General features: G+C 72.7%; 11 protein-coding genes. 7 read left to right on the top strand and 4 right to left on the bottom strand.

From position 1 onward, the window contains the following. The first annotated feature begins 55 nt into the window (after window positions 1-55). The 6 genes from ACFV9Q_RS08095 (at window position 56) to ACFV9Q_RS08070 (ending at window position 5,784) form a co-directional block, all read left to right on the top strand. Complete coding sequence (locus tag ACFV9Q_RS08095) at window positions 56-1,351, top strand: ABC transporter substrate-binding protein (protein ID WP_377232072.1); 1,296 nt, start codon at window positions 56-58, stop codon at window positions 1,349-1,351. Beyond that, entirely contained in the window at window positions 1,351-2,301 is a 951-nt protein-coding gene (locus ACFV9Q_RS08090; RefSeq protein WP_377232071.1) for a carbohydrate ABC transporter permease, read from the top strand. The genes ACFV9Q_RS08095 and ACFV9Q_RS08090 overlap by 1 nt, the downstream gene beginning before the upstream one ends. Continuing rightward, window positions 2,301-3,140 (top strand): carbohydrate ABC transporter permease, encoded by an 840-nt coding sequence (locus ACFV9Q_RS08085; protein WP_377232070.1) that lies wholly within the window; start codon window positions 2,301-2,303, stop codon window positions 3,138-3,140. The genes ACFV9Q_RS08090 and ACFV9Q_RS08085 overlap by 1 nt, the downstream gene beginning before the upstream one ends. A gap of 5 nt (window positions 3,141-3,145) precedes the next feature. Then, entirely contained in the window at window positions 3,146-3,889 is a 744-nt protein-coding gene (locus tag ACFV9Q_RS08080) for a ferredoxin-NADPH reductase (protein WP_377233966.1), read from the top strand. Window positions 3,890-4,099: 210 nt separating this feature from the next. Further along, window positions 4,100-4,714, top strand: coding sequence for an RNA polymerase sigma factor (locus tag ACFV9Q_RS08075; protein WP_377233965.1), 615 nt, complete (start codon window positions 4,100-4,102; stop codon window positions 4,712-4,714). Beyond that, window positions 4,711-5,784, top strand: a complete 1,074-nt coding sequence (locus ACFV9Q_RS08070; RefSeq protein ID WP_377233964.1) for a CU044_5270 family protein — start codon at window positions 4,711-4,713, stop codon at window positions 5,782-5,784. The genes ACFV9Q_RS08075 and ACFV9Q_RS08070 overlap by 4 nt, the downstream gene beginning before the upstream one ends. 109 nt (window positions 5,785-5,893) lie before the next feature. On the opposite strand, the gene ACFV9Q_RS08065 is transcribed toward ACFV9Q_RS08070, so the two are convergent. The 4 genes from ACFV9Q_RS08065 to ACFV9Q_RS08050 form a co-directional block, all read right to left on the bottom strand. After that, window positions 5,894-6,754, bottom strand: coding sequence for a sugar phosphate isomerase/epimerase family protein (locus ACFV9Q_RS08065; RefSeq protein WP_377233963.1), 861 nt, complete (start codon window positions 6,752-6,754; stop codon window positions 5,894-5,896). Beyond that, entirely contained in the window at window positions 6,751-7,953 is a 1,203-nt protein-coding gene (locus ACFV9Q_RS08060) for a dihydrodipicolinate synthase family protein (protein WP_377234169.1), read from the bottom strand. The genes ACFV9Q_RS08065 and ACFV9Q_RS08060 overlap by 4 nt, the downstream gene beginning before the upstream one ends. A gap of 35 nt (window positions 7,954-7,988) precedes the next feature. After that, on the bottom strand, window positions 7,989-9,119 hold the full coding sequence (locus ACFV9Q_RS08055; protein WP_377232429.1) for a Gfo/Idh/MocA family protein: 1,131 nt from the start codon (window positions 9,117-9,119) through the stop codon (window positions 7,989-7,991). A 325-nt stretch (window positions 9,120-9,444) separates the two neighbouring features. After that, complete coding sequence (locus tag ACFV9Q_RS08050) at window positions 9,445-10,671, bottom strand: LacI family DNA-binding transcriptional regulator (RefSeq protein WP_377233962.1); 1,227 nt, start codon at window positions 10,669-10,671, stop codon at window positions 9,445-9,447. 91 nt (window positions 10,672-10,762) lie between these two features. On the opposite strand from ACFV9Q_RS08050, the gene ACFV9Q_RS08045 reads away from it, so the two are divergent. Next, window positions 10,763-12,010: an amidohydrolase gene (locus tag ACFV9Q_RS08045; protein WP_377233961.1), complete on the top strand. Its 1,248-nt coding sequence runs from the start codon at window positions 10,763-10,765 to the stop codon at window positions 12,008-12,010. The last annotated feature ends 106 nt before the right edge of the window (window positions 12,011-12,116 follow it).

Here is a 12,116-nt window from a genome sequence, read left to right as displayed (position 1 = left end):
CCCGGTGGTTCGTCACCGGGGCGTCGCAGTACGACTCACTCGAAGGAGAGTAGGAATGAACCGCAAGATCATGAGCGCGCTCGGCATCGCCGCCGCCGCGTCGCTGGCCCTGACGGGGTGCGGCGGACAGGACGAGCCCGCGGCCGCCGACGGCCCGGTCACCATCAGCCTGGCCGGCTGGGACTTCGCGTCCACGCCGGAGTTCCAGACGCTCGCGGACGCCTATCACGAGGCCAACCCGGACGTCACCGTGGAGCTCAAGGAGTACCCGGCCGGCGACGACTACGACACCGCGCTGACGGCCGACCTCTCCGCCGGCGCCGCGCCCGACGTCTTCATCGTGAAGAACCTGAAGAACTACATCACGTTCCAGGAGGGCGGCACGCTGCTCGACATCTCCGACGTGGCGGGCGAGCTCGACCCGGCGACGGGCGGCCTGGAGCCGATGGCCGTCGACGGCAAGACCTACGCGGTGCCGTACCGCCAGGACTCGTGGCTGCTCTACTACAACAAGGAGCTCTTCGAGAAGGCCGGCGTCGACCTGCCCGACGGCTCCTGGACCTGGGACGACTACGCCGAGGCCGCCGAGAAGCTGACCAAGGGCATCGGTGAGAAGGAGGTCACGGGCACCTACCTGCACAGCTGGCAGTCCACCGTGCAGGGCTTCGCGCTCGCGCAGACCGAGGGCGCCTCGCTCGACGGCGGCGACTTCTCGTACCTGGCGCCGTACTACGAGCGGCAGCTCGCGCTCCAGGACAACGGCTCGCAGCCGTCGTTCGCGACGGTCACCACGAACGAGCTGGCCTACCAGTCGCAGTTCGGCACCCAGAAGGCAGCGATGCTCCCGATGGGCTCCTGGTACATCGGCACGCTGGTCGCCGAGCAGGCGTCGGGTGCGGCGGACACGTTCGAGTGGGGCATCGCGCCGATCCCGCAGCTCGACGAGTCCACGACCGGCACGGAGAACACCCCGGCCACGTTCGGTGACCCGACGACGATGGGCATCAGCTCCAACATCGACGAGTCCAAGATCGAGACCGCCAAGGACTTCCTGCGGTTCGCCGCGGGCCCCGAGGGTGCCGCCGCCCTCGCGGAGATCGGCATCACGCCGGCCCTGATCGACGACGCCGTGGCCGACGCGATCTTCGCGCTCGACGGCGTGCCGCAGGACGACCTGTCCCGCTTCGCCTACACCACGCACGACACGCTGCCGGAGAACCCGGTGGGCCAGAAGACCGCGGCCATCCAGACCATCCTCGGCGAGATGCACTCGGCGATCATGTCGGAGTCCACCCCGGTGGACGAGGCGATCACCGAGGCCGAGGAGCGCGTCGCCAACGAGGTCGGCTGATGGCGACTCCCGTCGCCGAGGACCGGCGGACGCCCGGGCTCACGCAGCCCGGGCGCCCGCCCCTCAGGGCACCCCGCACGTCGCTCAAGATCCGCAACGCGCTGATCGGCTGGACGTTCATCCTGCCGAACTTCGCCGGCTTCGCGGTGCTCACCCTCGTCCCCGTGTTCACGCTGTTCTACATCTCCCTGACGAGCTGGAACATCTTCGGCGCGGCGCAGTGGGTGGGCCTCGACAACTTCACGCGCCTGGTGGGGGACAAGAGCTTCCACATCGCGCTCGGCAACACCTTCTACTACGCCGCGCTGCACATCCCGATCACCATCGTCGTGTCGCTGAGCCTGGCGCTGCTGCTGAACCAGAAGCTGCGCGGCGCCGCCTTCTTCCGCACGGTGGCGTTCTTCCCGTACATCACGTCGATCGTCGCGGTCGCGGTGGTGTGGAACATGCTGTTCAGCCCGGAGTACGGGCCGATCAACCAGTTCCTGAGCCTGTTCGTCGACGGCGAGATGCCCGGCTGGACCGTCTCCAAGGACTGGGCGATGCCCGCGGTGATCATCGTCGGCACCTGGAAGGACATGGGCTACTACATGCTCCTGTTCCTGGCCGGCCTGCAGACCGTGCCCGGCGAGCTGCACGAGGCGGCGCGGATCGACGGCGCCAACGCGTGGCAGCGGTTCTGGAACGTCACACTGCCGTGCCTGCGGCCCACGATGTTCTTCGTGACGGTCATGGTCACGATCCAGAGCTTCAAGGTCTTCGACCTGATCCTCGTCATGACCGACGGCGGCCCGGGTCAGGCCACGCTGGTGCTCAGCCAGTACATCTACCAGAAGGGCTTCCAGCAGTTCGAGTTCGGCTACGCCTCGGCCGTCGCCGTCGTCCTGTTCTTCATCTGCATCCTCGTGACCGTGGTGCAGTTCCTGTACAACAAGCGGAAGGAGGCGTGATGGCCGCCCGTCCGTCCGCCCTCCGGAGGTCCGGCCGGGTGCTGCTCTACGTGGTGATGATCCTCGCCGCGGCGGGCATCATGCTCCCGTTCGCCTGGATGGTGATCTCGTCCCTGAAGCAGAACAACCAGGTGTTCACCGCGCCGGTGGAGTGGATCCCCGACCCCGTGCAGTGGCGCAACTACCTCGACATCTGGGTCAAGGCCGACATGGTCACGTGGGTGCGCAACACCCTCGTCCTCTCCGTCGCCGTGACGCTGCTCCAGGTGCTGACCGGCAGCTTCGCCGCCTACGGCTTCGCCAAGATGCGCTTCCCCGGCCGCGACGCGCTGTTCCTGCTGTACATCGGCACCATCGCGGTGCCGTGGCAGTCGTACATGATCCCGCAGTTCCAGATGCTCTCGAGCTGGGGTCTGAACAACACCCTGTGGGCGATCATGCTGCTCCAGGCGTTCGGCGCCTTCGGCGTGTTCCTCATGAAGCAGTACTACGAGTCGATCCCCGATTCGCTGTCGGAGGCGGCGCGCATCGACGGGCTCTCCGAGTACGGGATCTGGTGGCGCATCATCATGCCGCTGTCCGTCCCGGCCCTGGCGTCGCTGACGATCATCACCTTCGTCTCGACGTGGAACGACTACCTCGGGCCGCTCATCTACCTGCGCGACCGCGAGCTGTGGACCATCCAGATCGGCCTCCAGTCGTTCATCGGGGAGTACAACGCCGAGCACGCGCTGATCATGACGGGCTCCGTGCTGTCCGTCCTGCCGATCGCGCTGATCTTCCTGCTCGGGCAGCGGTACTTCGTGCAGGGCATCGCGACGACGGGCGTGAAGGGGTGAGTGCCGTGGGTGCTGCCGGGGTGGGTCCGGCCGGCGTCGCCGGTGCGGCGGGCTCTGCCGGTGCGGCCGCCGGCGCGGGCGCGCCGCGCCGTCGGCGGACCCTGCTCGGGCCCGAGACCTACGAGCTGGTGTTCGGCACCGTCTACACGGGCCTGATGACCAACCTGCTCCTCGCGGTCGCCTGCCTGCCCCTGGTGGTCCTGGTCGTGGCGACCGATCTCGCCACGACCTGGCCGCTCGCCGCCGTGGCGGCGCCGCTGCTCGGCCCGGCCCTGGTCGCGGCCTTCGCGGTGTTCAGCGCCTTCAGCGCCGACGGGTCGACGGCGGTGGTCCGCACCTTCGCCCGCGCCTGGCGCCGGCACCTGCGCCGCGGCCTGGCGATCGGGGCGCTCGCGACGGGCGCCGTGGTGGTGGCCGCCGTCGACGTGGCCTTCTTCTGGGGCCGGACGGCGGGGGCCGCCGCGATCCCCGTGCTGGTCACGCTGGCCGCCGTCGCGGTGCTGACGGCGCTCCTCGCGCTGGCCGCCGTGCCCGAGATGCCGGGGGCACGCCTGCGGGAGGTGCTGCTCGCGGCCCTGGTGCTCGGGGTGCGCCGCTGGTACCTCTCGGCCGGTGCCCTGGTGGTGCTGGGCCTGCTGGTGGGCGTCGTCGCGACCCGCCCGGCCGTGGGCCTGGGCTTCGCGGCCGCCCCGCTCCTCTTCGCGACCTGGGGCGTCTGCCGCTTCGTCCTCCGCGCCGCGCCCCGCTGACCCGCCCTCGCCCCCGTCCCGGGGCGATCGACCACAGCACCTGCTGCCGGACTGAGCCGTCGTCCAGCAGCAGGTGCTGTGCTCAACGCGTCGGCCTGCGTGTCGTGAACCGATTGCTGCCGCCGTGCGGATACCAGGTGACAGTGGTTCCGACGGGCAGGGAGGCACGATGCAGACGAACGAGCTCGCGACGTCGAGCGGGGCGGGGCCATGACGGCGGCCGCCGAGCTGGTCGGCGCCGACGTCGACCCCGAGGCAGGGCGGTCCGACGCGCAGATCATCGCGTCGTCCCTGCACGAGCCGGAGGACTTCGCGGCCGTCTACGGCCGGCACGCCAGGACCGTCCACCGGTACGCGTACCGCCGGGTCGGGCCGGAGCACGCCGAGGACGTGGTGGCAGAGACGTTCGTGGCGGCGTTCCGCCGTCGGGCCTCCTACGACCTCGCCCGGCCCGACGCCCGGGCGTGGCTGCTCGGGATCGCGACCCGGGAGATCTCGCAGCTCCGCCGGGCGGAGGCGACCCGATACCGGGCCATGGCCCGCGTGGGGACGACGCCGCCCGACACCGGCCTGGAGGACCAGGCCACGACGGACGTCGCCGCCCGGGCGGCCGGGAGCGCGCTCGGCGCGGCGCTCGCCGGCCTCCGCCCCGGTGACCGGGACGTGCTGCTGCTCTGGGCGTGGGGCGACCTGAGCTACGAGGAGATCGCGACGACCCTCGACATCAAGAAGGGCACGGTGCGCTCTCGCCTGCACCGGGCACGCAGGCTGGTCCGCACGGCGCTGCCGGGTGGGCTCTGGGACGCGGAGGAGGACGGACGATGACGACGAGCACCAGAACGACCGGGCAGGAGCCCGGCGCGCCCGAGGTGGAGGCGCTGCACACGGTGGGCGCGCTGCTGGACCCGTCGGCGGCGGGAACGGACGCTGCGTTCCGTTCGGGGCGAGCACGCCTCGCCTCGGAGATCGGCTCGACCGCCGACGCGGCCGTGGAGGCACCTCCCGTGCGCCGGGGTCTCGGTCGTGGGCCGGCCACCGGCCGTCCGGGCGGTCCGCCCCGTGCGACAGGGCCACGCAGGCGCGGTCTGCGGCTGGTCGCGGGACTGGGCGTCGCGGCCACGGTTGCGGGCGGCCTGCTCCTCGCGCCCACGGCGACCCTCACCATGCCGTGGGAAGAGGGCGGCGCCCCGGTGCCGCCCGGCTCGGCCTCGGCGGCCGAGATCCTGCAGGCCGCCGCCACCCGGACCGTCACCGCCGCCGACGCCTCGTGGGACCAGGTCCGCGACGACCAGTTCGTGTACTTCGCCACGACGGGCACCAGCCGGTACGAGGTCATCGGGAAGTCCGCCTCGAAGAACGCGGGGGACCATGTCGGCTGGTACTCGGTCGACGGCACCCAGGACGGCAGGGCCACCGGGACGTACTCCGCGGGGGATCCGCTCGACGAGCGGCTGTTCGCCTGTGCCGACGGCGGGGACGAGCGGGCCCGGGCGGCCGGCACCGACTGCAGCTCGGTGCCCGGGGTCGACCGGGACGCACCCACTGACGCCGACGCCATGTACGACTACTTGCGCCGGCACGGCGACGGCTCGGCGCTGTCGATGTTCGTGAACGCCAATGATCTGCTGAGGACCCTGACGCCGGAGGCACGCGCGGCGGTCTTCGGGGCGCTCAGCCGGGTGGACGGGCTGGTCGTGACCCCGGGTGTCACCGACGCGATCGGGCGGCCCGGCATCGCCGTCGGCGTCGAGGCGGAGGACTACCGGCAGGACCTGATCTTCGACCCGGAGACGCACGACCTGCTCGGCACCGCGAACACCTACCCGGACGGCATGACGGACGGCGAGGCCATCACGGGCTGGTCGATCGTCGACGAGGTGGGCCAGACGCCGTGACCGCGGGGCCTTGAGCCCGGCCGGTCTCGTCACTTCCCTTTGAGGCCCGGGTTTCTTCGCTCTGACACGGCTCAAAGCGGAGAAACCCGGGCCTCAAAGGGGATCTGCGTCAGAGGTGGGGAGCGACGTGTTGGTTGTAGCGGGACAGGACCGTCTCCGCCGTCCTCGACGTCGGCTCGGCCCAGATCTCCTCGTTGAAGATCTCGGTCTCGATGTCGCCCACGTAGCCGGCGTCGCGCACCCAGCCCGTGATCGTGGCGAAGTCGATGTACCCGTCGCCCACGTGCCCGCGCGAGTTCAGCGGCTCGGCCGCGAGCGGCAGCGCCCAGTCGCACACCTGGTACGACGCGATGCGGTCCTCCCGCCCGGCCCGTGCGATCGACTTGCGCAGCGCCGGGTCCCACCACACGTGGTAGGTGTCCACGACCACGCCCACCTCCGACGCCGCGAACGGCGCCGCCAGGTCCAGCGCCTGCGCGAGCGTGGAGATCACGGCCCGGTCGGCGGCGAAGATCGGGTGCAGCGGCTCCAGCACGATCCGCACGCCGTGCTCGGCGGCGAACGGCACCAGGTCGGCGATCCGGTCGGCCACCCGGCCGCGCGTGGCCACCAGGTCCCGGTCCACGTCCGACGTCGGGGCGCCACCCGGCGTCGAACCCACCAGCCCGCCGACCACGAAGACCAGCTCCGCGGTGCCGATCGTCGCGGCCTCCTCGATCGCCAGCTTGTTGTCGTCGAGCGCGGCGCGGATGCCGGCGTCGTCGGCCGCGGTGAGGAACCCGCCGCGGCACAGGGACGACGCGCGCAGCCCGGCGTCGGCGATGATGCGCGCCGCCTGCGGCGCGCCCACGGCCTGGACCACGTCGCGCCACGGACCGACGGCGCCGAAGCCCGCCGTGGCCGCGGCCTCGCACGCCTCGGCCAGCGAGGCGTGCTTCACCGTGGCGGTGTTGAGCGATGCCCTGCTCATGCGGTCACCCCGTTCGTCGTGAGGAAGGCACGCAGGCGCGCGGCGGCCAGGGACGGGTCGAGCAGCATGCCGCAGCCGTCGGCCAGGCGCGCCAGCTCGACCAGGTGCGCGAGCGACCGGCCGGAGTGCAGGCCGCCCACCAGGGAGAACCCGGGCTGGAAGCCGTTCAGCCAGGACAGGAACGCGATCCCGGTCTTGTAGTAGTACGTGGGCGCGGCGAAGATGTGCCGCCCCAGCGCCTCGGTCGAGGCCAGGATCTCGTGCCCGCGGGCGGCGTCCCCGGCGTCGAACGCCTGGAGCGCCGTGGAGGCCGCCGGGTAGATCGCCGCGAAGATGCCGAGCAGGGCGTCCGAGTGCCCCTGCTCGTCGCCGGCGATGAGCTCCGGGTAGTTGAAGTCGTCGCCGGTGTACAGCCGGGGCCGCACCCCGTCGTCCGACGGCGGAAGGGCCGCCAGGGAACGGCGCAGCCCCACCTCGTGGGCGGCGTCGAGCAGCGACACCTTGACCCCGTCGATCCGGGGCTGGTGCGCGCGGATCAGGTCGAGGAACGTCTTCGTGGCGTCGTCCACCGAGTCGGAGCCCCAGTAGCCCGCCAGCGCCGGGTCGAACATGGTGCCCAGCCAGTGCAGCACCACGGGCTGGTCGGCCTCGGCCAGCACGGCGTCGTAGACGCGGGCGTAGTCCTCGGGCCCGCGGGCGACCTGGGCCAGCGCGCGGGAGGCCATGACGATGACCTGCGCCCCGGCGTCCTGCACCACGCCCACCTGCTCGCGGTACGCCTCGGTGACGACGGCCAGGCCGGCGTCGCCCGGTTCGAGCGCCGCGACGACGGCGGGGTCGAGCTGGTCCGTGCCCGCGCCGCCCGCGACGCGCGCACCCACGGACGCGGCCTCGGCGGCCGAGCGCCGGACGAGCTCCTGGGTCGCCGCCCAGTCCAGGCCCATGCCGCGCTGGGCGGTGTCCATCGCGTCGGCGACGCCGAGCCCGTGCTCCCAGATGCGGTGCCGGTACGCGAGCGTCGCGTCCCAGTCGACGACGGCGGGCGCACCCGGCACGTTCTCCGCCCCGACCTGCGGCACCACGTGGGCTGCCGCAAAGGCGATGCGGGACGTGATCGGGCCCGACGGCTTCGTCCACGGGCCGGGGGCGTTCAGCTCGACGGCCTCGGAGCCGCTGACGCGGCCCTCGGCGTCGAACAGGGGGAGGACGACGGCGACCCCGCTCGTCGTCCCGCTCACAGGGTGATCTCCGGGATGTCGATGCGGCGGCCCTCGGCCGACGACCGCAGGCCCAGCTCGGCAAGCTGCACGCCGCGCGCCGCCGACAGCAGGTCGTAGCGGTGCGGGCGCCCGGCCACGACGTCGCGCAGGAACTCCTCCCACTGCAGCTTGAAGCCGTTGTCGAGGTCGGCGTTCGCCGGGACGTCGAGCCACTGGTCGCGGAACGGCTCGGTGACGGGCAGGTCCGGGTTCCACACGGGCTTGGGGGTGTGCGCGCGGTGCTGGGCGCGGCACTCGCGCAGGCCGGCGACGGCGGAGCCGTGCGTGCCGTCCACCTGGAACTCGACGAGCTCGTCGCGGAACACGCGCACGGCCCAGGACGAGTTGATCTGCGCGACGACGTCGTCCCCGCCCGGGGTGGTGACGTCGAAGATGCCGTACGCGGCGTCGTCGGCGGTCGCGGCGTACTCGCGGCCCTGCTCGTCCCAGCGGGTCGGGATGTGCGTGGCGGTCCGCGCGGTCACGGTCTTGACCTGCCCGAGGATGCCCTCCAGCACGTAGTTCCAGTGGCAGAACATGTCGGTGGTGATGCCGCCGCCGTCCTCGGTGCGGTAGTTCCACGACGGGCGCTGGGCGGGCTGCGAGTCGCCCTCGAACACCCAGTAGCCGAACTCGCCGCGCAGCGACAGGATGCGGCCGAAGAAGCCCTCGTCCACCAGGCGGCGCAGCTTCACCAGGCCGGGCAGGTACAGCTTGTCGTGCACCACACCGACGGTCACGCCCGTGGTGGCCTGCAGGCGCGCGAGCTCGATGGCCTCGGCGAGCGTCTCCGCCGTCGGCTTCTCGGTGAAGACGTGCTTGCCCTGCTGCATCGCCTTGGACAGCGTCGCGGGGCGCAGGTTGGTCATGGCGGCGTCGAACACGATGTCGGCGTCCTTGATGGCCGCGTCGACGTCGGTGGTCCAGTGCTCGACGTCGTGCAGGGCCGCGAGCTCCTTGAGCTTGTCCGCGTTGCGGCCCACCAGCACGGGCTCGACCTGGACGCGCGAACCGTCAGCGAGCGTGACGCCGCCCTGGTCGCGGATCGGCAGGATCGAGCGCACGAGGTGCTGGCGGTAACCCATGCGGCCGGTGACGCCGTTCATGGCGATGCGAAGTGTGGTCACGGGCGAGACTCCATCGTCGGTGTTCGTCTTCGGGCTGTCGCGCAGTCTGGGAATGCGCTTTCCAGCCGAGAATAGCGCACGTTTCCGGGGGAGTGCATGGGGTGTCCGAGGGTGCGCCGGCGGGGGGTCGGGCGGTGGGCGTCGGGCGGCGGGCGGAGTGAGATCGGCAGTCCGCTCTGAGATCGGTCCTCTGTATCGAGATCGGTCCAACGCTGGACCGATCTCGATACCAAGTGCCGAACTCATTTTCGGCGGGTGAGGAGAGTGCCGATCTCATTCTCGGCGGGTGAGGGGAGTGCCGACCTCAGGCCTGGGACGCCGAGGGCTCGTCCGACCGGGGCGGCGTCGAGTCGCGCAGGACCACCTCGCCGCGCACCGTGGTGCTGGTCTGCTCCGCGCGGCCCAGCGCCAGCTCGGTCGCCAGCTCGCCGACCTCGGCCAGCGGGATCCGCACCGTCGTCAGCCCGGGGGACACGTCGCGCAGGGTGTGGATGTCGTCGAACCCGGCCACGGCGACGTCGCCGGGCACGCTCAGGCCCGCGTCGCGGACGGCGGCCATCGCGCCCACCGCCATGACGTCGTTGACGGCGAAGACGAGCTCGGGCAGCCCGCCGCCACCGCCGGACGTCGCTGTCCCGGATGTCGCTGTGTCGGACGGCGCCGCCGCTCCGCCGACGGTCCCGCGCGTGCGCTCGATCAGGTCGCGCATCGCGGAGTAACCGCCGTCGCGGGTGAACGGGCAGGCCAGGACGTCGTCGGGCGCGACGGGGCTGCCGAGCTCGGCCAGCGCTCCGGTGAATCCGGCCGTCCGGTCCGCCGCGGTGCGGTGCCCGTCCGGGCCGGCCAGCACGGCGAACCGGCGGTAGCCGTGGCCGTGCAGGGCGCGGGCGAGGTCGGCCGCGCCGTCCGCGTTCGCGATCTCGACCACGGGCAGGCCGCCGATCGGCTGGCCGACCAGCGCCACCCCGCCCCCGGCCTCCTGGAACGCGTTCAGCGCTGCCTCGAGTGCGCCCGGGGTAGGCCCGGCAGCGGCGGACGCTGCCGCAGCGCCGCCGTCCGCCGCAGCGCCGCCGTCCGCCGCAGCGCCGCCGTCCGCCGCCACGCCGCCCTCCGCCGTCGGCCCCGCCTCCGGCTCCAACCGCCCGCCCGCCAGGATGATCGCGCGCGACCGCTGGCGCCGCGCGAGCTCGACGAACGCGAGCTCGCGCTCGGAGCTGTGCTCCGTGGACGCGAGCGTGACGATGAGGCCGGCCTGCTCCGCCGCGCGCGCCACACCGGCGGCGATCGTGGAGAAGTACGGGTCGGCGATGTCGTGCACCACGAGCCCGAGCGCCGTGGTGCGGCCGCGGGCCATGGCCTGTGCGCTGGGGTCGGGCGAGTAGGCGAGGCGGCGCGCGGCCTCCAGGACGCGCTCGCGCAGGTCCTCGCGGACGCTGCGCGTGGCGCTCCCGTTGATCGCGCGCGACGCCGTGGCGAGCGAGACGCCGGCCTCGCGGGCGACCTGGCTCAGGGTGACGGGGGCGTCGGACATGAGGTCATCCTGCCGTGTCCGGCGCCCCGATGGTCGCCGAGCGGGACATCCGGGTCGCGCCTAGCGTGGGGACGGACGACGGAGGACCGCCATGACCACACATCAGGACGTCCCGTTCGACCCGGCGCTCACGGACCTGTACCAGGACCTGCACCTACATCCCGAGCTCGGCTTCCAGGAGCATCGCACCGCGCGGATCGTCGCGGACCGGCTCACGGCGTCCGGGTTCGAGGTGACGACGGGCGTCGGCAAGACCGGCGTCGTCGGCGTCCTGCGGAACGGGTCCGGCCCGACGGCGCTGCTCCGCGCCGACATGGACGCCCTGCCGGTCCGGGAGGAGACCGGCCTGGACTACGCCAGCACCGCGACGGCGACGGACGCGGCCGGGAAGACGGTCCCGGTGGACCACGCCTGCGGCCACGACCTGCACACCACGTGCCTCCTGGGCGCGGCCGACGTGCTGGCCCACGCCCGCGAGAGCTGGGCCGGCACGCTGCTCGTGGTGTTCCAGCCCGCGGAGGAGCTGGGCCAGGGCGCGCAGGCGCTGGTCGACGACGGCCTCTACGACCGCTTCCCGACCCCCGCCGTCGTGCTCGGCCAGCACGTGGCGCCGCTGCCGGCGGGCAAGATCGCGGGGCATCCCGGCGCGTCGTACGCGGGCTCCGACTCGCTCCGGGTCCGGCTCGCCGGCCGCGGGGCGCACGGCTCGATGCCCCAGGCGTCGGTCGACCCGATCGTGATGGCGGCGGAGACGGTGCTGCGCCTGCAGACGGTGGTGTCCCGCGAGATCCCGAGCACGGCCACCGCGGTGCTCACCGTGGGCTCGATCCACGCCGGCGACGCCGCCAACGTCATCCCCGGCGAGGCCGAGCTGCAGCTCAACATCCGCAGCTACGACGAGGCGGTGCGGCAGCGGATCCTCGACGCCGTCGAGCGCATCGTGCGCGGCGAGGCGATCACCGCCGGCGCGACCGAGGAGCCCACGATCACCCCGATCGAGCGCTTCCCCGTCGTCGTCAACGACGACGCCGCGCTCGCCAGGACGTTCGCCGCCTTCGGCTCGTGGCTCGGCCCCGAGAACCTGCTCGACCCCGGCGCGGGGGCGGGGAGCGAGGACGTGGGCATCCTGGCGACGAGCGCGGGCGCGCCCCTGTCGTACTGGCTGCTCGGCGGCACTGACCCGGGCCTGTTCACGACCGGCGACATGAGCGACCCGGCGCTCCTGACCGTGCCGTCCAACCACTCGCCGCGCTACGCCCCGGTCCCGGATCCGACGCTGCGCAACGGCGTCACGGCCCTGGTCACGGCCGCCCGCACCTGGCTCCCTGCCGCGGCGTGACGAGCGCGACGGGCAGAACGTCAGGTGATCGGCACCCCGCGGTACCGATCACCTGACGCCCTACCGGTCAGCCCGGCGCTGCCCGGACCCGGGCGGCGCCCGGAGC

Source organism: Promicromonospora sp. NPDC059942, assembly GCF_042731755.1.
Classification (GTDB): domain Bacteria; phylum Actinomycetota; class Actinomycetes; order Actinomycetales; family Cellulomonadaceae; genus Promicromonospora.
This window is presented reverse-complemented; position numbering and strand designations above follow the sequence as displayed.

Bases quoted from the DNA above. Each gene is read 5' to 3' on its own strand.
- ACFV9Q_RS08095 (WP_377232072.1), top strand. From the start codon at position 56: ATGAACCGCAAGATCATGAGCGCGCTCGGCATCGCCGCCGCCGCGTCG.
- ACFV9Q_RS08090 (WP_377232071.1), top strand. From the start codon at position 1,351: ATGGCGACTCCCGTCGCCGAGGACCGGCGGACGCCCGGGCTCACGCAG.
- ACFV9Q_RS08085 (WP_377232070.1), top strand. From the start codon at position 2,301: ATGGCCGCCCGTCCGTCCGCCCTCCGGAGGTCCGGCCGGGTGCTGCTC.
- ACFV9Q_RS08075 (WP_377233965.1), top strand. From the start codon at position 4,100: ATGACGGCGGCCGCCGAGCTGGTCGGCGCCGACGTCGACCCCGAGGCA.
- ACFV9Q_RS08070 (WP_377233964.1), top strand. From the start codon at position 4,711: ATGACGACGAGCACCAGAACGACCGGGCAGGAGCCCGGCGCGCCCGAG.
- ACFV9Q_RS08065 (WP_377233963.1), bottom strand. From the start codon at position 6,754: ATGAGCAGGGCATCGCTCAACACCGCCACGGTGAAGCACGCCTCGCTG.
- ACFV9Q_RS08055 (WP_377232429.1), bottom strand. From the start codon at position 9,119: ATGAACGGCGTCACCGGCCGCATGGGTTACCGCCAGCACCTCGTGCGC.
- ACFV9Q_RS08050 (WP_377233962.1), bottom strand. From the start codon at position 10,671: ATGTCCGACGCCCCCGTCACCCTGAGCCAGGTCGCCCGCGAGGCCGGC.
- ACFV9Q_RS08045 (WP_377233961.1), top strand. From the start codon at position 10,763: ATGACCACACATCAGGACGTCCCGTTCGACCCGGCGCTCACGGACCTG.